Here is a 19,500-nt window from a genome sequence, read left to right on the forward strand (position 1 = left end):
GTCCTGTGTGCCGGAGGCCACGCCCCAACGTGGTCCCAGGCACACGAGGCCGGGGGAGGATGTGACGCATGGCTGAGGCTCTTGGTCCCTCGGAGGCAGTCCTCGCTGCCGCCGTCGCGCGGCGGCACCTCATCGACGGCGAGTCCAAGGTCGACCTCGCGACGTCGCTGGGCATCAGCCGCTTCAAGGTCGCCCGGCTGCTCGAGTCCGCTCGGGAGAGCGGCATGGTCAAGATTGAGATCGTCTCGCCGCTCGGCATCGACACCGACCGCTCGGCGGAGCTGCGTGAGGTCCTGGGGCTCCAGCACTGTGTCGTCGTCCCCGGGTCAGGGGCCGAGGCCGACCCGGGTGTGTCCGCCGCTGCCGCAGCGCTGCTCACCGAGCTCGTCACCGACCGCGACGTCCTGGGCCTGCCGTGGAGCCGCTCGGTGAGCCGCATGGTGGACGCCCTCGAGCGGCTCCCGGAGATCCCCGTCGTGCAGCTCAGCGGTGCGATGGTCACCCCCGAGGAGGACAGCAGCTCGGTCGACGTCGTGCGCCGGGCAGCCCGGATCGCCGGAGGTGGGCGGCACGTCTTCTACTCGCCCCTGCTCCTCGACGACGCCGCGAGCGCCGAGGTGATGCGGCGCCAGCCTCCCGTGCGGGAGGCGCTCGACCACGTGGCCGACGTGACCCTGGCCGTCATCGGGCTCGGGGCCTGGGCCCCGGACGTGTCGACGATCCACGACGTCCTCAGCCCGGCCGAGCGCAGAGGGGTGACCCGGGCGGGGGCCGTCGGCGAGGCGGCCGGGGTCTTCTTCGACGCCGAGGGCGTCGTCGTCGACACTCCGCTCACCGCCCGGATCGTCGGGCTCACCGGAACCCAGCTGCACGGCATACGCCAGGTCATCGCCATCGCCCACGGGGCCGAGAAGGTCGCGGCCATCGGAGCGGCCGTCCGGGGTGGGCTCACCCACTCACTGGTGACCACGGCCGAGACCGCCGACCTCCTCCTCGCCCGTCACTGACCGCTCGACCGGTCAGGAGCTGGCCCGGGCCGGCTGCCCGAGGAAGCCGGCGTCGGTGAGGTTCTGGCGGAGGGACTCGTCGAGCGGGGTGAACCGCCGCCGAGGCGTTCGGCCGTCTCGGAGGCGTCGACGAGGAACGGCCGGTGGAACTGGTAGGCCATCTCCAGGGTGGCCTTCGCCATGGAGCTGAAGACCCCGGCCCCTTGCACGGCCAGCCGGGGCAGGTGGCTCAGCCGAACCGGCGGCCAGCCGGCGAGGACCCCCGCTTGCTCGGCGAGCGCGCGCACCGACACCGCGGGCGCGCTGGGCACCAACCAGTAGCGCCCGTGGAACTGCGGGTCGAGGGCGGCCTTGACGAGCAGCCGACCGGCATCGCCCGGGTTGGTCCACGTGTGGGGGGCGTCGAGGTCGGCCGGCACGAACGCCCGCTTGCCCTGAGCCGCGCGCGGGTAGACGAGCAGGCTGACCAGCGAGGGTCCGGCCCCGACGTAGTCCGAGCCGCGCACGGCCACGGCACCGGAGATGCGGCCGGACTCGGCCGCAGCGAGGAGGTCCTGCCACATCCGCATCCGGATCGTGCCCTTGACGCTGCTAGGGCGGTCGGGCAGCGCGGCCGACATCGGGACGTCGACAGGGCCGAAAGGGTAGAGGTTGTCGACGACCGCCACGACGGCCCCCGAGTGCTCGGCGGCGGTGAGGATCGAGGCGGCGAGCGGCGGCCAGGTCGTCGGCCAGGCGTTGTAGTCCGCGGGGTTGAGAGCGTTGTAGATGACCTGCGCACCGTCGGCGATCGCGGACAGTGCTGTCGCGTCGGCGACATCCGCCCGGACCCGGTTCGTGCCCTCGGGGCCTCCGCCGGAACGGGTCACCACGGTGACGTCCTCACCTCGCTCGAGCAGGTCGCCCGCGATCGCCGATCCCACCGGCCCCGCGCCCAGCACCACGTGTCGTCCCATGTCCCGCTCCTGACCTCACGGCTCACCCACGTCGAGAGAGCACTGCTCTCACAAGGTAGGGCTTCGAGCCGAACTTCGCAAGAGCAGTGCTCTCCCAAGTGAGCGGTGCTCGCTGAGTCGTGCCAGAATCGAGCGATGACGACGACACGAGAGCGGCTCCGGGCGGAGACGCTCGAGGAGATCAAGGCGGCGGCGCGGGCCCGCCTGGCCGTCGACGGCGCCAACCTCTCGCTGCGGGCCGTGGCCCGGGACGTCGGGCTGGTCTCGTCGGCCGTCTATCGCTACTTCCCTTCGCGCGACGCCCTGCTCACCGCCCTGATCATCGACTCCTACAACGACATGGGTGAGGCCGTCGAGGCCGCAGAGGCCGCCCAGCCACGCGAGGACCTGCACGCCCGGTTCGTCGCACTGGCCGGGGCGATCCGCGACTGGGCGCTGTCGTCACCGAACGAGTACGCCCTGATCTTCGGCAGCCCGGTCCCGGGCTATGCCGCGCCGCAGGACACGCTCGCGCCGGCCATGCGGGTGACCACCGTGCTCGCCGGCCTCCTCGCGGACGGGCTGGCCAGTGGCGCGCTCACCGACCCCGGCGACCCCGTCGACGAGGAGCTCGCCGTGGACCTGGCCGCCTTCACGGCGGCGCCGCCGTTCGTCGGCGTGCCCCACGCGCTCATGGCCCGCGGCATGGCGGCCTGGTCGGCGGTCTACGGGTTGGTGAGCTTCGAGCTGTTCCACGCCTATGGGCCGCTCACCGCCCCTGCCGCCCTGTTCGAGCACCAGGTCCTCGGGATCACGCGCCAGATGGGACTCGTTCCACCCAGCGGCAGGGTGCCTCGACAGCGCGAGCGCGGCACGTAGCATCGAACGTGTGACACCAGAAGCCGTCCGCTGCTCCAACGCCTTCCGTGGGCGAGGCGAACCCATGCTCGGGTCGGCCCCCGTGGCTCGACGTTGGCTGCTCATCGAGCACCCCGGACCGTGGTCCAAGGACCACCTCGAGACACCTGGCATCGCCGGCCCGGTCGCGCGTGCCATCGAGGCCACCTGCGCCGAGCTGCAGGGTCGCTCGCTCCTCATGCGCCGTCCCGGGCGCCGCGACCCCGACCAGTCACCTGCCTGGTATGCCGTGGACACCGCCCACGGGACCATGGTCTCCGGCACGTGGCGCACGAGTGACGACCTGCTCGCTGCCGTCGCGGCGCTCGGCGCTCCCCTGACCCACTCCGAGACGCTCGCCGAACCGATGCTGCTCGTCTGCACCCAGGGCACGCGCGACGCCTGCTGCGCCCTCCGGGGTCGCCCCGTCACGGCAGCGCTGGCGAAGGTCTGGCCGGACGAGGTGTGGGAGTGCACGCACCTCGGTGGCCACCGCTTCGCCGGGACGTTCATCTCGATGCCCGACGGCACCTGCTTCGGCACGGTCGACCTGCCCAACGCCGTCGAGGTCGTGCGCTCGCACCGCTCCGGCGAGGTCGACGTGTCCCACCTGCGTGGGCTCGCCCGCTTCTCGCCGGCAGTGCAGGCCGCCACCGGGTCGGTGCTCGCGGCCCACGGTCCGGCACCCATCACGGCTGCTCGGCCGGGCACCGTCGACGTCGTCTCCGACACCGTCACTCGCGTCGAGGTCATCGGGGACGAGCCCCTGCCCGAGACGACCTGGGTCGAGGTCCAGGCCGAAGCTCTCCCGCCCGCCCCGCTGTCATGCGGCAAGGGCCCGGGTGAGCACACGGCATACCGGACGTCTGTCGTGACCGATCTGCGCTGAGCGCACCCCGGGTGGCAGGGTGAGCCCATGACAGCGACGTCGACGACCGAGACCGAGGCGACCCGGAGATATCGAGCCGCCCGCGACCAGATCCTGGCGTGGCGGGGCGACCACGAGGGAGCAGTCCGCGACTTCTCCTTCCCCGACCTCGGCGACCGTTTCAACTGGGCCATCGACTGGTTCGACGTCATCGCCCGCGGCAACGACGCCAATGCCCTCGTGGTCGTCGAGGAGGACGGCGCGTCCACGCAGGTCACCTTTGACGCGATGGCCAGCCGCTCCGACCGGGTTGGCCAGTGGTTGGCGGATCGTGGTGTGGCACAGGGTGATCCAGTCATCATCATGCTCGACAACCAGGTCGAGCTCTGGGACTGCATGCTGGCCGTGATGAAGCTCGGCGCCGTCATCATGCCGACGACCTCGGCCGCCGGGGCCGCCGACCTCGAGGACCGCGTGGCGCGTGGTGGCGCCCGGCACGTCATCGCCAACTCGACGCAGGTCGAGAAGTTCGTCGGCCTCCCCGGGGACGTCTCGCGGATCAGCGTCGGGCCTGCGGACGGCTGGCACGACCTCCACGACGCGTACGCCGTGGACGCACCACCGCTGCCCCACCCCGGCACCGCCCCGACCGACCCGTTGCTGCTCTACTTCACCTCCGGGACGACGAGCCGGCCCAAGCTCGTCGAGCACACCCAGGTCTCCTATCCGCTCGGCCACCTCTCGACGGTCTTCTGGCTCGGGCTCCAGCCGGGCGACGTCCACCTCAACATCTCGTCGCCCGGCTGGGCGAAGCATGCGTGGTCCTGCTTCTTCGCCCCCTGGATCGCAGAGGCGACAATCCTCGTCTACAACTACACCCGCTTCGACGCGCCATCGCTGCTGGAGGTGCTGCGGCACAGCGAAGTCACGACGTTCTGCGCACCACCCACGGTCTGGCGGATGCTCATCAACGCCGACCTGTCGGAGGGGCCGGGGTCGCTGCGTGAGGTCATCGGTGCCGGTGAGCCGCTCAACCCCGAGGTCATCGCCCAGGTGCGCGACAAGTGGGGCCTGGACCTGCGTGACGGCTACGGCCAGACCGAGATGACCGCGACCGTCGGCAACACTCCGGGCTCACCGATCAAGCCCGGGTCGATGGGGCGGCCGCTCCCGGGGTGCCCGGTGGTGCTGGTGGACCCGGCGACGGGCTCGCGCGTCGAGGAGGTGGGCGAAGCGGGCCCCACGGACGAGACCGCGCGCCAGCGCGGGGTCGTCGAGGGCGAGCTGTGTCTGGACCTCGCGGCGTCGCCGTTGCCGCTCATGACCGGCTACCGGGGCGATCCGGAGCGCAACGCCGAGGCCATGGCCGACGGTTTCTACCACACGGGTGACGTGGCCTCCGTCGACGCGGACGGCTACATCACCTACGTCGGTCGCACCGATGACGTCTTCAAGGCCAGTGACTACAAGATCAGCCCGTTCGAGCTGGAGTCGGTGTTGATCGAGCACCCGGCCGTGGCCGAGGCAGCGATCGTGCCGGCTCCGGACGAGGTGCGGCTGGCGGTGCCCAAGGCCTACGTCGTGCTGGCCCCCGGGCACGAGCCGACCGAGGAGACGGCCCGCTCGATCCTCGCCCATGCCCGCGAGCACCTGCAGCCGTGGCAGCGGGTGCGACGTCTTGAGTTCGGCGAGCTCCCCAAGACGATCTCGGGCAAGATCCGGCGGGTCGAGCTGCGCGGCCGCGAGGAGCAGATGGCCCGCGGGGAGGTCGAGACGCCCGAGAACGAATGGCGCGACGACATCCTCAGTGGCGACTGACCGGCATACGGGAGTCGTCACGTGAAGGTCGACCTGCTCGTCATCGGTGCCGGGCCCGCCGGCGCCGCCACCGCGCTGGGTGCGCTCACCGAGGACCCGTCCCTGCGGGTGGTGCTGCTGGACCGCAGTGACTTCCCGCGGGACAAGTCGTGCGGAGACGGCATTGCTCCGCACGTCGTCACCGCTCTCGCCGCTGTGGGCGCCGCCGACGCCGTGGAGGGGTGGGAGCCGGTGCGGCAGCTGGAGCTCTCGCACGGGGACGTGCGCGTCGAGGGCGCCATGGACCGAGAGGTCCACGTCATCCCACGCAAGGTCTTCGACGCGCGGCTCGTCGAGCGTGCCGTGGCGGCCGGGGCCGAGCTGCGCCGCCAGCGGGTCACGGCACTGAGCACTGACCCGCTCGGTGTCGCGGGCGAGATCGAGGCCTCCGTGGTCGTCGGTGCCGACGGCGCCAGCTCGGTGGTGCGGACCCAGCTGCTCGGGCGTCGCCGGGACCCGCGTGCCCTGGCCCTGCGCGGCTACGCCCCGGTCACCGACGCGTGGCGGGGGCGCCAGGTCATCCGCTACGGCGACCGCCGGCAGCCCTCCTACGCCTGGGCGTTCGACTGCGGCAACGGGCTCGTCAACGTCGGCTACGGCGAGCTGCTCCCGGGCGAGGGGTCCGGGCGTGCGGCGCCCAGCCGCCAGCTCCTGCTCGACCAGCTCGAGTCGCTCCTGCCCGGCGCCGCGAGCACGGGCTCGGGCTGGCTCGGTCATCACCTGCCGCTCAGCTCGTGGCGCTGGGACCAGCCCGACGGTGCGGTGCTCCTCGTCGGTGACGCCGCGGGTCTGGTCAACCCGATGACCGGAGAGGGGATCTACTACGCCATCGCGACGGGGATCACGGCCGGTCGCACCGCGGCTCGCGCGGTGCGAGCCGGGCGCCCCACCGATGCCGGCGCGGCGCACCGCCGCGAGGTCCGGCAACTTCTCGGCACCCACCTCAGGCACACGTGGCTCTCGTCCCGCCTCGCGCAGTCGCCGGTCGTGGTGGACGCGGGAATCCGCGCCGCGGGCCGCGACCGGCGGGTCTTCGACACGCTCGTCGAGCTGGGTCTGGGCGATGGTCGGATCAACCGGCCGCTCGTCACCGGACTCGTGGGAGCGCTCAGGCCAGCGCGGACCTGACCTTGTCGAGGACGGCCTGCTCCTCCGGGCTGACGCCGTCGGAGGCGTCGGCGACCGCCTGCGTGGCCTCGAGGATGACGCCCTTGAACGCCTGCGCCGAACCGTCGGCCTTCGACTCGAGGACGCCCACGGCTTGGCTCAGGCCGGCGAGGACGGCCTGCTCCTGCGCTGCCGAGTCGCCGGTCGGGGGCTTGGGCAGCCCTCCGCCGCGCAGGATCTCGGTGATCTCCTTCGGGGCGGAGGCGAGTGCCTTGGACCCGGCCAGGCTCTCCTTGAACGAGGAGAGGAAGCCGGGGTCGGCCTTGCTCACGAGGGCGATCGCCCCGAAGGCGGCGTTGCGGACGGTGTCGCGTTCTGCATCGGTGTAGTCAGCCATGCTCCTCAGTCTGCCTCGCTCGGCGTCGGCTGGGGAGATTGAGCGGGGACCTCTCGCACCGTGACGGTGTCGAGCGGTGCGGCGCCGGGTTCCGGTCTCTTACACGTCCGTTCGGGGTCGGTCACCGTGTCGATGCGACTCCCGTTGACGAGGCTGACGTCGTCGTATGCCGGCCGCCCCTCGATGACGTTGCGGTAGCGGTATCGGGTCACCGAGGTCAGACGGCAGGTCTCGCCGAAGGTCAGCACGTCGAACGCGGACGGCTGACCGATCAGCTCCTCACCGTCCTCCTCGCCGACGAAGTGCGTCAGCGGGCCGCCTCCCGTGAAGGTGCCGGCCTGGATGCGGTTGCCCTCGAGATCGGGGGTGTGCATGTGGCCGTTGACGGCGACGTCGGCACGGGGCACGTCCTGCACGGCCCACGGCTCGTGCGACACGAGGAGGTCGAGGGGCTGCTCGTCGGTGAACGCGTCGACGAAGGCCTCCTTGGCCGGTTGCTGCTTGTCCTTGCTCCGCTTGCCGTCGTCACCGAACCATCGGGGGTCGTTGAAACCACCGATGCGTATGCCGCCTGCCTCGATGACGTTGTAGGTCTCCGCATCAGGCTGCAGGAGAACGACGTTGGGGATGCGCGCCATGCGGTCGAGGAGGCTGCGGTCGGTCGCCGAGGTCGCGTCGTGGTTGCCGCGGGTGAAGAGGTAGGGGACCGGGAGGGAGGCGATGCCCGCGAACATCCCGGATGCCTCGCCCTCGGTCACGGTCCCGAAGTTCACGAGGTCCCCGGTGTCGATGACGAGGTCGATGTCCTCCTCCTCGACGATCGTGCGCATGAGCGAGAACTGGTTGCCGGCGTGCAGGTCGGACACGAGCAGGACCCGCAGTGCCGACGGCTGGTTGAGCTCGGTCGGTGAGTACTTGTCCTGGAGCGCCGACGACAGGGCGATGAGGTTGCGCAGGTAGGGCGAGACCTGCGCCGTGCGCGCCTCCACGTCGGAGAGGAGCGACTGGTTGCGCTGCACCGTCCCGAGGACACCGGTGGAGGTGAACTCGTGCTGCCGGACCGGCTGGTAGGTCTGCCACATGCCCAGGCCCGTTGCGCCGCAGGCGATGAGCCACGCGAGCGACGCTCCCACCACGATCCTGGTCGAGGGCGGGCGGCGGCGGACCAGCGCGCCGACGCACAGCCACAGCGCCACGACGACGAGCGCGCCACCGGCGAAGCGCAGACCGACGTCGCGGGCGGCCGCCCGGACGGCGTCGCTGAGCTCTGCCTGCCCCGGTTGCAGGCTCGAGACCGAGATGCCCGGCCGGCTGAGGAGCTGGGCGATCGACGCCTTGACCTGGGGGGTGGCCTCGATGCCCGGGGCGAACCCGGTGAAGCCGACGTCGATGTCGCCGAAGAGCGTCTGGGCCACGAGGTGGCTCGAGGTGCGGGGGTCCATCGACAGCTGGACCTCCGCCGAGTAGTGCGTCGTCTCGGCCGTGGCCGGGGCGAGACGGGTGGCGGCCGTCCCCCCGGCGGCACAGGCGAGGACGAGGGCGCCGACCGTGAGGAGACTGCGCACCCGGCGCTCCCCGACCCGGTGACCCAGCGCCCACCAGGCGACGACCGCTGTGGCCAGGGGCCACAGCGCGAGCAGCGCGGCGACGACGCGCTCGTGCGCACCGAACGGCATACCGGCTCGTGCGCCCACGGCGAGCGACGCGACGAGGGCGAGCATGACGACGGCCGCAGGTCGGGCCACGCCAGGACGCACCAGGGCGGTGCCCGACCTGTCGGCCGCGAACCAGGGCCAGATCGCGAGCAGCACGAAGCTCGCCGAGGCGATGAGCGTGTGGGCGAGGGACCCGTCGGCGCGGGAGGGGAGCGGCACGAGCGCGACCCCGATGGTGGCGAGCCCGGCAGCTGCGAGCACGCCACGACCTGCTCGCCGCAGGCCGGGCAGCATGACCGCCGAGCCGATGTGGGCCAGGCCGGTGAGCACGAGTGCGACGGTCATGATCCAGCGGTGGGGGGTCTCGACGGCGGCGAGGGCGCTGATCGACTCGCGCACGGAGTCGAATCCCGCAGGCTGCTGCGTCGCCGCCCAGGTCCAGCCCCCGACGAGCGCGACGACGGCCGTGGTCGCACTCAGCAGGGCGCCACGGGGACGTCCCGGACCAGGACCAGACATGGGTCCCACCCTAGGGTGACCGCATGGATGCAACTGGCCTGCTGCCGGATGGTGCCCGCATCGTCAGGGACGAGCACGGGATTCCGCACATCTGGGCGTCCTCCGTGGTCGATGTGGCCTTCGCCCAGGGGGTCGAGGCCGCGTCGAGCCGGACGTGGCAGCTCGATGCCGATCGGCGTCACGCCGAGGGTGTCGTCGCGGCCCTGCTCGGCAAGGCCGCCGTCGAGTGGGACGTCTTCGCTCGACGAGCCCGGATAGCCGAGACGGCGCGTCGTGCCTTTGCCGTCCTCGACTCCGAGAGCCAGGACTTCTTTGCCGCGTATGCCGCGGGCGTGAGCGCCACTTTTGCGGCCGGTGCCACCTGCGCCGAGCTCGTCGAGCGGGGGGAGGCTCCCGGTGCGTGGGAGCCCTGGACGCCACTGGCGGTCTTCTCGGTCAACAACATCCTCTTCTCGACGTTCCCGGACAAGCTGTGGCGTCAGGCGTTGGTGAACGCTGTGGGGGAGCCGCTGGCCGGGCTGGTGGTGCGTGAGCCGGGGCGGGCTCCGGGGTCGAACGCCTTCGTGCTCGATGGCTCCCGGACCGTCTCGGGACTGCCGATCGTCGCCGGTGATCCCCACCGCCTGTTCGAGAGTCCCAACGTGTATGCGCAGGTGCACCTGGCCTGTCCGGAGTTCGACGTCGCCGGCTTCACCTTCGCCGGTGTGCCGGGGGTCCAGCACTTCGCGCATGCCGGCTCGGTCGCGTGGGCGATCACGAACTGCATGGCCGACTACCAGGACGTGGGCATCGAGGTCCTCGTCGCCCAGGACGGCCGGGTGATGGCGGAGGGTCCGGATGGGCTCGAGGAGTGCGGCGTCGTCTCCGAGGTGGTCGAGGTGTCGGGCGGAGCCCCGGTCGGGGTCGAGTGTGTGATGACGGCGCGCGGGCCCGTGGTCATCGACCAACGGGACGCGGGCGGCGACGCGCTCAGCCTGGCGATGCCGTCCCAACGTGAGGGTGACCTCGGGCTCGGGGCGGTCCTGCCGCTGCTGCGGGCGCGCTCGGTCGCGGACGTCGAGGCGGCCTTCGCCGGCTGGGTCGAGCCGGTCAACAACCTCGTCGTGGCCGATGTCGCAGGTGCCGTCGCGCACCACGTCGTGGGGCGCGTGCCGGTGCGGGCCTCGGGCCGGATCCCCGGGGTGCCGGCTGCGCCGGGGGAGCACGACTGGGTGGGGTTCCACACCGAGCTGCCGCAGATCCCGCCCACCGACGGCGTCGTGGTCACAGCCAACCATCGCGGGACCGCTGCCTATGACGCGATCTGCACGTCCTGCTCGGCGCCTTTTCGAGCACGCCGTCTCACCGAGCGCCTGGACGAGCGCAGGCAGTGGGATGCCGGCGGGCTGCGTGAGGTCCTCGTCGACGACCGGCAGATCTCTGGGTCCGCACTGCTCGACGCGATCTCCGCCCTGGCCCGACCCGTGCCCGGCGGCGAGCTCGACGAGGCGGCGGCTGCGCTCGTGGACGAGCTCGAGGGTTGGGACCGTCAGATGCGCAGCGACAGCGTGACCGCGGCGAGGTTCGCCCAGGTCCGCGCACGGCTCGCCGGGCACCTGGTGGCACACCCGGCATACTCCGGCGTTCCGTCCTCCTCACCGCACGGCCGTCTGTATGACGCGTGGTTCAGTCTCGCCGGGCGCATCGAGGCGTGCCTCCCGGCGTTCTTCGACCTCTCGTCGGTGCGGGTGCTCGAGGCTGCGGGGATCGACCTCGGCGCGCTGGTGCGCCAGAGCGTGACCGACGTGGCGGCCGCGCCGACCGACCAACCCTGGGGCGACCACCACCGCTATCACCCGATCTCGGTGCTCGAGCGGTTCGGGCTGCCGCAGGAGGCTCCGGCCGTGTCCGGGCGGCCGCTGCCCGGCGACATCGACTGCGTCAATGCCTCAGGCTGGCTCGCGGCGCGTGAGATCTCGATCCGCGGTCCGGTCGCGCGCTACGTCTGGGACCTGGCCGACCGGGACGCCGGACACTGGGCGGTGCCACTGGGAGCCGACGGCGGCACCGGCGCTCCGCACCGCGACGACCAGTTCGAGCGGTGGCTCGATGGGACGCTGCTGCCCGTCCTGACAGACTGGGCCGTGCTGGACCACCTCGACGACGCCAGCGCGACCTGACCGGCATCCCCTGGACGGATGACGAGCCGAAAGAGGACCTGATCGTGGGTTTTGAGACCTTGCGTCGTCGACCCGTGGACCCCGCCTGCGATGCGGCGTTGCTCCACGGATGGGTGCGGGAGGACCGCGCCGAGTTCTGGGGGATGCAGGAGCACACGCTAAAGGACGTGCGTGACACCTATGCGTGGATCGACGAGAAGCCGCACCTGACCGCCAACCTCGTGGAGCTGGACGGGGAGGCCCTGGCGCTGGTGCAGACCTATGACCCGGCGGTGGACGAGATCGGCAAGCACTATGACCGGCAGCCGGGCGACCTCGGCATCCACCTCTTCATGCGTCCGGGAGCTCGTCCGCCGGGATCGCTCGAGGCGCTCCTCGAGTTCTTCCTCGGGCAGGTGTTCGCCGACGCGAAGGTGCAGCGGCTCGTCCTGGAGCCCGACGTGCGCAACGTGAGGTCCATCGCGCTGGTGCACCGCTTCGCCGACGAGCTCGGTCCCGTCGTGGAGCTGCCCCACCCCGTGCCCGGACTGCCGCCCAAGACAGCGCAGTTCGCCTTCGTGCATCGGCCGGAGGGTCTGTGAGCGCCGTGCTGTGGGGCGCCTATCCCGCGCGGACGTTCGGTGGCGTGCTGTTCGACATGGACGGCACGCTCATCGACTCCTTGGCGGCGGTCAACCGCTCCTGGCTGCAGTGGTGCGAGGAGTTCGGGATCGCGCCCGCTGCGCTGGACGGTGCCCATGGTCGGACGAGCGCCAACACGATCAACGTCGTCATGGCTGAGCGTTCCGAGGCGGAGCGGTCGGTGGCTCACGCGCGGATCGGTGAGATCGAGGTCGCCGACACCGAGGGGATCGTCGTCCTGCCGGGTGCCGCCGAGGCCTTCGAGACGCTCGACCGACTGGGAGTGCCGCACGCCATCGTCACGTCGTGCGAGCGCGACCTGGCGCAGGCGCGGTTGACTGCCACCGGGCTGCCGCGGCCCGCGGTCGTGGTGACGGCGAGCGACGTGTCGCACGGCAAGCCGGGGCCGGAGCCCTATGTGCGCGGCGCCGAGCTGCTGGGTGTGCCTGTCGGAGACTGTGTCGTCGTCGAGGACGCGACGGCAGGGCTGGTGTCGGGCAGGGCAGCTGGTGCGGGGTTGCTGGTGGCCGTGCTGGGCACGACGACGGTCGACGTCCTGGCCGGTGACGCCGACGTCGTCGTGACCTCAGTGGCGGACATCCCCTGGGAAGCCCTCGTCACCCCTTAGGCGCCGCGGCCCCTGACCCTCCCCGTGCGTTTCTCACCCAATTCCCCCGAAACTCACGCGTCGTGTCCGTGAGTATGAGGGGAATTGGGTGAGAAACGCACGGTCACGTCCGCATGAGGGAGTTCGGGGAAGTGGGTGCCCCAGACGACCGGTGCGCCGAGCGCGCGGCGCCTGTCGAGCGGGACGGCAGCGACCGGCATACCCGTGCGTCGTCAGGGAGCGCTCGGTGGGCGATAGGTTGAGCCGCATGGACGCTGACGCCCTTGTCGTCGGGGCTGGCCTCGCCGGTCTCGTCGCTGCCAACGAGCTCGCTGATGCCGGACGCTCGGTCGTCCTCCTCGACCAGGAGAGCGAGGCGAACCTCGGAGGTCAGGCGTGGTGGAGCTTCGGTGGGCTCTTCCTCGTCGGCAGCCCCGAGCAGCGGCGGATGGGCATCAAGGACAGCCTCGAGCTCGCGTGGCAGGACTGGCAGGGGAGCGCCGGTTGGGACCGCGACGAGGACTACTGGCCGCGGCAGTGGGGTCGCGCCTACGTCGAGTGGGCGGCCGGCGAGAAGCGCGAGTGGCTGCGCTCCTTCGGCATCAGCTTCTTCCCCGTCGTCGGGTGGGCCGAGCGTGGCGACGGTCGCGCGGGCGGCCACGGCAACTCGGTCCCGCGCTTCCACATCCCCTGGGGCACAGGCACCGGTGTGGTCCTGCCGTTCATCGAGCGCGTCCAGCAGCACATCGCCGGCGGTCGCATCATCTATCGGCCGCGCCACCGGGTCGACGAGCTCATCACCACCGGGGGAGCGGTCACCGGAGCGCGGGGATCCGTTCTCGCAGAGGATGTTTCGCTCCGTGGTGTGGCGTCCAACCGCGATGTCGTGGGGGACTTCGAGTTCGGGGCCAACGCCGTCCTCGTGACGAGTGGCGGCATCGGCGGCAACCACGACCTCGTGCGGGCCAACTGGCCCGACCGTCTCGGTGGGGCGCCCGAGCACATGATCACGGGCGTCCCGGCCTACGTCGACGGTCGGATGCTCGCCATCACCGAGGGCGCCGGTGGCACGGTCATCAACCGCGACCGCATGTGGCACTACGTCGAGGGCATCAACAACTGGGACCCGGTCTGGCCGAGCCACGCGATCCGCATCCTGCCCGGTCCGTCGTCGCTGTGGTTCGACGGCAACGGGGACCGGCTGCCGCCGCCGAACTTCCCCGGCTTCGACACCCTCGGCACCCTGGCGCACCTGCGGACGACCGGTCACGACCACTCGTGGTTCATCACCAACCGCACCCTGGTGGGCAAGGAGTTCGCGCTCTCGGGCAGCGAGCAGAACCTCGACCTCACCGACCGCAGCTACCGCGACGTCGTGAGGCGCCCGATCACCGCGGTGCAGCCGTCGATGCAGGCGTTCCTCGACCACGGGGTCGACTTCGTCCAGGCCGAGACCCTGCGCGAGCTCGTCGACGGGATGAACGCGCTCACCCCGCACGCGCCGGTGGACTTCGACCACATCGAGCGACAGGTGCTGGAGCGCGACCGCCAGGTGGACAATGCGTTCACCAAGGACGCTCAGGTCGCCGCGATCCGCGTCGCCCGGCAGTACCGCGGTGACAGGCTCACCAAGCGAGCCTTCCCGCCCCACCGGATCCTGGACCCCAAGCGCGGCCCGCTCGTCGCCGTGCGCCTGAACATCCTCACCCGCAAGTCACTCGGTGGGCTGCAGACCAACCTCGACAGCCAGGTCATCGGCGCCTCGGGCGATCCCGTTCCGGGCCTGTATGCCGCCGGTGAGGTTGCCGGGTTCGGCGGCGGAGGCGTGCATGGATACCGTTCTCTCGAGGGCACGTTCGTGGGCGGGTGCCTCTTCTCCGGTCGGGCAGCGGGACGCGCGGCGGCCCGCCGGCTCTCCTGACCGACTTCTTGCGAGTTCGGGTCAGGCTCGCTGGCGCTCGCTGACCCGAACTCGCAAGAAGTCGGGGGTCAGATGTTCATGCGGGCGGCGAGGGTGTCGCGCTTGTCCTCGAACCGCGAGGCCTTGGTGTCGAGCCCGGACATGAAGTCCGCGAGCTCGGTCCGCGCCTGCTCGCCCTCGGCGGACAGGTTCTCTCAGCTCGAAGACCTTCCAGAAGCGGAGCACCGGCGCGACGACGTCGTCACGGTGCTGGCGGAGGTCGTAGATCCCGGCGACGGCCATCTCGACGGCCTTGCGCTGGAAGCCGGGGATGTCGGTCCCGGGCATGGCGAAGTTGAGGACGACGTCGCGGATCGCCATCACCGACGCGCTGGGGTCGAGCTCGAGCGCGGCGCCCATGAGGTTGCGGTAGAAGATCATGTGGAGGTTCTCGTCGGCCGCGATGCGCTGGAGCAGCTGGTCGGCCATCGGGTCGCTCGTGAACCTGCCGGTGTTGCGGTGCGACACCCGCGTCGCTAGCTCCTGGAACGACACGTAGGCCAGCGAGTGCAGCAGCTCGCCACTGTGCGCGGACTCGTAGCCCTGCGACATGTGCGTCATCCGGAAGTCCTCGAGGGCGGCGGGGTCGACCATCCGCTTGACGAGCATGTAGTCACGCATCGCGATGCCGTGCCGACCCTCCTCGGCCGTCCAGCGGTGCACCCACTCGCCCCACGCGTCGTCGCGGCCGAAGATGATCGCGATCTCGTGGTGGTAGCTCGGCAGGTTGTCCTCGGTGAGGAGGTTGACGATGAGCGCGGACCGGGCGACGTCGGAGATCGGCGCGTCGTCCGGGCTCCACGCGTCGCCGCCCATGAGGCCGTCGAAGTTGCGCCCGTCGCTCCACGGGATGAAGTCGTGCGGGTACCAGTTCTTGGCCACGTCGATGTGCCGGTTGAGGTTGGCCTCGACGACGGGGCTGAGCTCTCGGAGCAGGTCGGTCTGGCTCCACGTGGTGGCGGTCATGCTCGCCAACTTACGCTTCCGTAGGTTCTCGCGGCTAGTTACTCGCCGGTTGAAATTCGCCTCGTGTGCCTGAGAACGGGACATACCTCGTTCTCAGGCACACGAGGCCGGGTTTCAGAGGGTGCCGACGCGTCCCTTGCCTCCCGCGGCCCAGCAGGCGCCGTCGTTCGTGCAGTCGAGGGTGTGGAACCCGACCTCGCTGAACTGCTCCCACGAGCGCCCACCGTCGGTGGACACGCTGCTGCCGCCGACCGGTCCGCTCTCACCGACGACGAGCACCGAACGACGCAGGTATGCCGCGTCCTCACCCAGGTGCCCGAGGTCGCCTCCGCTGGTCCAGGACTTCCCGTCCCGGGTCGTGGCCGAGGCGTCGACTCCATCAGCAGCCGCAGCGAAGTCGCCGCCGACCGCGATGCCCTGTCGCGGGTTCTTGAACGCGAGCCCGAAGACACCGGCAGCCTCGCCGGCCGGGATGGTCGAGTCGGTCGCTGTCCACGTCAGTCCGCGGTCGGTCGAGTGGAAGATGCGCGACCGTGCTCCTCCGGACCCGAACCACGCGTCGTGCCCCGAGATCGTGAGGCAGTCGCCACTGGCCGAGAAGTTGGCTTCCCCCGTGGAGTCGGGCATTCCGGCGGCCGGCAGCACCGACCACGAGCGGCCGCCGTCGTCGGTCGAGATGATCCGGAACTTCCCGTCCACCGGGTCACTCACGGCGAGCCCGCGCTTGCCGCCGGGATAGAAGTCCATGCAGTTGTAGAACGCGGTGGGCTCGGTGTTGCGGAAGGTCTCGGTCCACGTCGCACCCCCGTCGGTCGTGCGATAGATCCGCGACGCCTCGCCCTCACCGATCGCGAGAACCGTTGCGGTGCGGGCGTCCTGGGCCTCGACGTCGCGGAAGTTGAGGCCGGCGCTGCCGGCCGGGCTGACGTCGTCCCACGTCGTGCCGCCGTCCTGGGTGAGATAGACGCGTGCGTCGCCGCCACTCACACTCGCCCCGCTCACCCACGCGGTGTCCCGGTCCACGGCGTCGAGGCCGCGGAAGCTCTGGTCTGCGTCGACCGTGGTCACCGACCACTCGAGGTCGGACGGGGCCGGTGGCTTGGCGGCCGACGGCGCGGCGAGCGCGACGGGAGCCGCCAGTGCGACGAGCGCGACGGCATACAGGGGAGTCTTGGACATTCTCGAGAAGGTGAGCATGACCAGCACCCTGCCCGAAATCGCCGGGCGAGGGCGGATAGAGGTGCTGGCTGGAATCGGCGGCCGGTCCGGCAGGGCGGGCATGCCCATCGCGGCTGAGCAAAACGGCTCGAGGCAAATGTCCATGGCCGGACAACCTTGCTCCGAGCCATTGACCCTGGTCTCACGACCTGCCTAACTTCCGTGACCGGAGCACCCTCAACGTCGAAGGAGATCGCTCGTGTCCCCCGTCGAGCACAGTCCAAGGACCCCGCCGCCGACCGCATCGCGCCTCACGCGCCGGACCTTCGCCGCAGGCCTGGTCGGCGCCGCAGCCGCCGTACCCCTCGGGACGGGACCCGCCCACGCCGCTGGACCGACACCGTCCACCACGAGGTGGGCGCGACGCGCTGCGACGTCCTACGCGGCGCTGCGGACCTACTTCGCCGCCGACCACGGGCTCTATCGCGAGCAGTATCCGGTCGGGCCCGACGACCGGCCGTACTCCTACGAGTGGCCCTTCTCCCAGGCCCATGTCGCTGCCCTCGACCTGAGCGGCATGGCTGGAGTCGGTCCCCGCTACCGCGGCGCCCTGGCCGATCATCGTCTGGCCCAACAGCTCTACTGGAAGGAGGCTGGCAGCACGGGCCTGCCCGGGTTCGCCTCCTACGTGACGCCGCCGCACGGCGACGGCGGCGACTTCTTCTACGACGACAACGAGTGGGTCGCCCTGGCCGACCTGCAGCACAACGCGATGTACCGAGATCGTGGTTCGGTCGCGCAGGCCCGTCAGCTGTTCGACCTCGTCGTCTCGGGCTGGGACGCCGACGAGAGCCATGCCGCGCCGGGCGGGGTCTTCTGGACCCAGGCGCCCTGGAGCAGGGACCGCAACACCGTCTCGAACATGCCCGGTGCCCAGATCGGGCTCCGGCTCCACCAGCTGACCGGACGCCCCTCAGACCTCGAGTGGTCGCTGCGCATGTACCGCTGGACCAACCAGTACCTGCAGCGTCCCGACGGGCTCTACCACGACCATCTCGACCTCCAGGGCACAGTCGAGAAGACGATCTGGTCCTACAACCAGGGCGTTCCCGTCAGTGTCAACGCGCTGTTGTCCGCCATCACCGGGGAGCGGCACTATCTTGATGAGGCCGTCCGCATCGCCGATGCAGCAGCCGACTTCTACGGCCAGGGCGAGGGCAGCCAGACCCGACTCGACGCCCAGCCGCCGTTTTTCAACTCGATCTACTTCAAGAACCTGCTTCGCCTCGAGTCGATCACCGGCGGTCAGCGCCACCGCCGGGCGATGGAGGAGTACGCCGAGCGCACCTGGGACACCAGACGCGATCCGAGGACCGGACTCTTCTCCTTCGGTGAGGACGCGGAGGTCGCCGGCCGGACGCAGATGATCGAGCAGGCGGCCATGGTCCAGATTCTGGCCGTGCTGGGCTGGTCCCCCGACCGGCACCGGTTGCTGTACTGACCGGACGTGCCGGACTTTCGCTCGGGTCAGAGGTACTGGCCGGTGCCCTCAGCGGGGCCGGTGCTGGCCGGCCCACCGGGGCCACCCGGCAGGTTGGGCATGCCCATGGGACCGCCCGGCTGACCGGGTGCCGGCGCGTGGCCGGGAGGGAGCTGGCGCATCTGCTGTAGCTGAGCCTGGGCGGCCATCTGCTGGGCGACGAGGGCTGTCTGGATGCCGTGGAAGAGGCCCTCGAGCCATCCGACGAGCTGAGCCTGGGCGACGCGGAGCTCGGCGTCCGAGGGCGCGTCCTCGCTGAACGGCAGGGAGATCCGCTCGAGCTCCTCGACGAGCTCGGGGGCGAGGCCGTCCTTGAGCTCGGAGAGGGAGCGCTCGTGGACGTCGGCGAGCCTCGCGCGACCCTTCTCGTCGAGGGGCGCGTTGCGGACCTCCTCGAGGAGCTGCTTGATCATCGAGCCGATGCGCATGACCTTGGCGGGCTGCTCGACGAGGTCGGCGGGGTTCTGGCTCGGCTTGCCCTCGGGATCGCGGTCAGCGACACCCATGCCTCCGGGAGTCACGACCACGACCTTGTCGTCGTCGATGGTGGCGGTCCCGTGCACCTCACGGGGCTCCTGCGAGTCCTGCTCGGTGCTCTGATCTGCGGGCTGGCGCGGCTGGTCACTCATGTGAGCCATCCTGCCCCACGCTCGGCTCCCGTCTCAGGCGGGCGGGGTCCAGGACGGGTCGCGGCCGATGAAGCCGACGAGCTTGTCGGTGATGTCGGCCGAGTCGGGGACGGGCACCCGTGGGCCGTACTGCCCGAGCTCCTCAGCATCTCATCGTACTGCTCCATCCCACTGAACAGCTGGTTCGCGAAGTCGGCGTCGAGCCGGTCCGGTTGCCCGCTCGCCCGCGACAGGTCCCAGGTGTGCATGAAGACGTCGGCGGTGTAGAACTGGTCGACCGCCTGCGGCAGCGGCACGTCGCCCGTGTGCTGGTTGCTCAGCACCCTGGTCTCGGTCTCCGGGTCGTCGAGCAGCGACTGCACCGCATCGGCGTGGGTGGTCCATGCCCCGACGGGGTCGTCGTCGACGGAGGGCCCGGTGGGCAACGTGATCCCGGTCCCGCCCTTGAGGAACGCCGGGAACCACTCGACGAGGTGACGCACGACGTCTCGCGCGACCCACCCCTCGACGGGCGCCGGGGCGTCCCAGTCGCTCACTCCCCTAGCGCGTTCGGTGAAGGTGCCCGCGATCTCGCGGTGACGTCCGGCTGGGTCGGTGGGAAGCGGCATACGCGAAGTC

Annotated in this window: 17 protein-coding genes; 10 read left to right on the forward strand and 7 right to left on the reverse strand. The window is 71.0% G+C overall.

Annotation, left to right across the window (positions count from 1 at the left end):
* Positions 1-68: 68 nt before the first annotated feature.
* Positions 69-1,007, forward strand: a complete 939-nt coding sequence (locus ACZZ98_RS09880; RefSeq protein WP_463516074.1) for a sugar-binding transcriptional regulator — start codon at positions 69-71, stop codon at positions 1,005-1,007.
* Here ACZZ98_RS09880 and ACZZ98_RS09885 read toward each other — a convergent pair.
* A complete protein-coding gene (locus ACZZ98_RS09885; protein WP_463516075.1) occupies positions 1,001-1,963 on the reverse strand; it encodes a Rossmann-fold NAD(P)-binding domain-containing protein in 963 nt (320 codons plus the stop codon). The genes ACZZ98_RS09880 and ACZZ98_RS09885 overlap by 7 nt on opposite strands.
* A 135-nt stretch (positions 1,964-2,098) precedes the next feature.
* Here ACZZ98_RS09885 and ACZZ98_RS09890 point away from each other — a divergent pair, with 135 nt between their 5' ends.
* The 4 genes from ACZZ98_RS09890 to ACZZ98_RS09905 are packed head-to-tail and all read left to right on the forward strand — an operon-like array spanning position 2,099 to position 6,692.
* On the forward strand, positions 2,099-2,821 hold the full coding sequence (locus ACZZ98_RS09890) for a TetR/AcrR family transcriptional regulator (protein WP_463516076.1): 723 nt from the start codon (positions 2,099-2,101) through the stop codon (positions 2,819-2,821).
* 10 nt (positions 2,822-2,831) lie between these two features.
* The gene (locus ACZZ98_RS09895; protein ID WP_463516077.1) at positions 2,832-3,728 is read left to right on the forward strand and encodes a sucrase ferredoxin; all 897 of its coding nucleotides are present in this window, start codon (positions 2,832-2,834) and stop codon (positions 3,726-3,728) included.
* A 27-nt stretch (positions 3,729-3,755) separates the two neighbouring features.
* Entirely contained in the window at positions 3,756-5,525 is a 1,770-nt protein-coding gene (locus tag ACZZ98_RS09900; RefSeq protein WP_463516078.1) for an AMP-binding protein, read from the forward strand.
* Positions 5,526-5,546: 21 nt separating this feature from the next.
* A complete protein-coding gene (locus ACZZ98_RS09905; RefSeq protein ID WP_463516079.1) occupies positions 5,547-6,692 on the forward strand; it encodes an NAD(P)/FAD-dependent oxidoreductase in 1,146 nt (381 codons plus the stop codon).
* Here ACZZ98_RS09905 and ACZZ98_RS09910 read toward each other — a convergent pair.
* Complete coding sequence (locus ACZZ98_RS09910; RefSeq protein WP_463516080.1) at positions 6,673-7,068, reverse strand: hypothetical protein; 396 nt, start codon at positions 7,066-7,068, stop codon at positions 6,673-6,675. The two genes, ACZZ98_RS09905 and ACZZ98_RS09910, sit on opposite strands and share 20 nt — an antisense overlap.
* Positions 7,069-7,073: 5 nt before the next feature.
* Positions 7,074-9,242 carry a DUF998 domain-containing protein gene (locus ACZZ98_RS09915; RefSeq protein ID WP_463516081.1) on the reverse strand — a complete coding sequence of 723 codons (2,169 nt, stop codon included), beginning with the start codon at positions 9,240-9,242 and terminating at the stop codon, positions 7,074-7,076.
* Positions 9,243-9,265: 23 nt separating this feature from the next.
* Between ACZZ98_RS09915 and ACZZ98_RS09920 the strand changes: the two genes are divergently transcribed.
* From ACZZ98_RS09920 to ACZZ98_RS09935, 4 genes are all read left to right on the forward strand, one after another.
* Positions 9,266-11,401: a penicillin acylase family protein gene (locus tag ACZZ98_RS09920; protein WP_463516082.1), complete on the forward strand. Its 2,136-nt coding sequence runs from the start codon at positions 9,266-9,268 to the stop codon at positions 11,399-11,401.
* Between the two features lie 44 nt (positions 11,402-11,445).
* The gene (locus ACZZ98_RS09925) at positions 11,446-11,982 is read left to right on the forward strand and encodes a GNAT family N-acetyltransferase (protein WP_463516083.1); all 537 of its coding nucleotides are present in this window, start codon (positions 11,446-11,448) and stop codon (positions 11,980-11,982) included.
* Entirely contained in the window at positions 11,979-12,650 is a 672-nt protein-coding gene (locus ACZZ98_RS09930; RefSeq protein WP_463516084.1) for an HAD-IA family hydrolase, read from the forward strand. Before ACZZ98_RS09925 ends, ACZZ98_RS09930 begins: the two co-directional genes overlap by 4 nt.
* A 247-nt stretch (positions 12,651-12,897) precedes the next feature.
* Complete coding sequence (locus ACZZ98_RS09935) at positions 12,898-14,550, forward strand: FAD-binding dehydrogenase (protein ID WP_463516085.1); 1,653 nt, start codon at positions 12,898-12,900, stop codon at positions 14,548-14,550.
* Positions 14,551-14,571: 21 nt separating this feature from the next.
* Here ACZZ98_RS09935 and ACZZ98_RS09940 read toward each other — a convergent pair whose 3' ends face one another.
* Positions 14,572-15,555: an acyl-ACP desaturase gene (locus ACZZ98_RS09940; RefSeq protein ID WP_463516086.1), complete on the reverse strand. Its 984-nt coding sequence runs from the start codon at positions 15,553-15,555 to the stop codon at positions 14,572-14,574.
* Positions 15,556-15,669: 114 nt separating this feature from the next.
* Positions 15,670-16,734, reverse strand: coding sequence for a WD40/YVTN/BNR-like repeat-containing protein (locus tag ACZZ98_RS09945; RefSeq protein WP_463516087.1), 1,065 nt, complete (start codon positions 16,732-16,734; stop codon positions 15,670-15,672).
* Positions 16,735-16,972: 238 nt separating this feature from the next.
* On the opposite strand from ACZZ98_RS09945, the gene ACZZ98_RS09950 reads away from it, so the two are divergent.
* Positions 16,973-18,214 (forward strand): glycoside hydrolase family 76 protein, encoded by a 1,242-nt coding sequence (locus ACZZ98_RS09950; RefSeq protein ID WP_463516088.1) that lies wholly within the window; start codon positions 16,973-16,975, stop codon positions 18,212-18,214.
* 26 nt (positions 18,215-18,240) lie between these two features.
* On the opposite strand, the gene ACZZ98_RS09955 is transcribed toward ACZZ98_RS09950, so the two are convergent.
* Both ACZZ98_RS09955 and ACZZ98_RS09960 read right to left on the reverse strand, forming a co-directional pair.
* Complete coding sequence (locus ACZZ98_RS09955; RefSeq protein WP_463516089.1) at positions 18,241-18,882, reverse strand: bacterial proteasome activator family protein; 642 nt, start codon at positions 18,880-18,882, stop codon at positions 18,241-18,243.
* Positions 18,879-19,490, reverse strand: coding sequence for a maleylpyruvate isomerase family mycothiol-dependent enzyme (locus tag ACZZ98_RS09960; RefSeq protein ID WP_463516090.1), 612 nt, complete (start codon positions 19,488-19,490; stop codon positions 18,879-18,881). Before ACZZ98_RS09960 ends, ACZZ98_RS09955 begins: the two co-directional genes overlap by 4 nt.
* Positions 19,491-19,500: the final 10 nt, after the last annotated feature.

The organism is Knoellia sp. AC549 (assembly GCF_979258975.1).

What these genes read in the sequence shown, in the direction of transcription:
- ACZZ98_RS09960 (WP_463516090.1), bottom strand. Translation starts at nt 19,490, where the DNA reads ATGCCGCTTCCCACCGACCCAGCCGGACGTCACCGCGAGATCGCGGGC.
- ACZZ98_RS09955 (WP_463516089.1), bottom strand. Translation starts at nt 18,882, where the DNA reads ATGAGTGACCAGCCGCGCCAGCCCGCAGATCAGAGCACCGAGCAGGAC.
- ACZZ98_RS09880 (WP_463516074.1), top strand. Translation starts at nt 69, where the DNA reads ATGGCTGAGGCTCTTGGTCCCTCGGAGGCAGTCCTCGCTGCCGCCGTC.
- ACZZ98_RS09940 (WP_463516086.1), bottom strand. Translation starts at nt 15,555, where the DNA reads ATGACCGCCACCACGTGGAGCCAGACCGACCTGCTCCGAGAGCTCAGC.
- ACZZ98_RS09885 (WP_463516075.1), bottom strand. Translation starts at nt 1,963, where the DNA reads ATGGGACGACACGTGGTGCTGGGCGCGGGGCCGGTGGGATCGGCGATC.
- ACZZ98_RS09915 (WP_463516081.1), bottom strand. Translation starts at nt 9,242, where the DNA reads ATGTCTGGTCCTGGTCCGGGACGTCCCCGTGGCGCCCTGCTGAGTGCG.
- ACZZ98_RS09935 (WP_463516085.1), top strand. Translation starts at nt 12,898, where the DNA reads ATGGACGCTGACGCCCTTGTCGTCGGGGCTGGCCTCGCCGGTCTCGTC.
- ACZZ98_RS09910 (WP_463516080.1), bottom strand. Translation starts at nt 7,068, where the DNA reads ATGGCTGACTACACCGATGCAGAACGCGACACCGTCCGCAACGCCGCC.
- ACZZ98_RS09900 (WP_463516078.1), top strand. Translation starts at nt 3,756, where the DNA reads ATGACAGCGACGTCGACGACCGAGACCGAGGCGACCCGGAGATATCGA.
- ACZZ98_RS09920 (WP_463516082.1), top strand. Translation starts at nt 9,266, where the DNA reads ATGGATGCAACTGGCCTGCTGCCGGATGGTGCCCGCATCGTCAGGGAC.
- ACZZ98_RS09890 (WP_463516076.1), top strand. Translation starts at nt 2,099, where the DNA reads ATGACGACGACACGAGAGCGGCTCCGGGCGGAGACGCTCGAGGAGATC.
- ACZZ98_RS09945 (WP_463516087.1), bottom strand. Translation starts at nt 16,734, where the DNA reads ATGTCCAAGACTCCCCTGTATGCCGTCGCGCTCGTCGCACTGGCGGCT.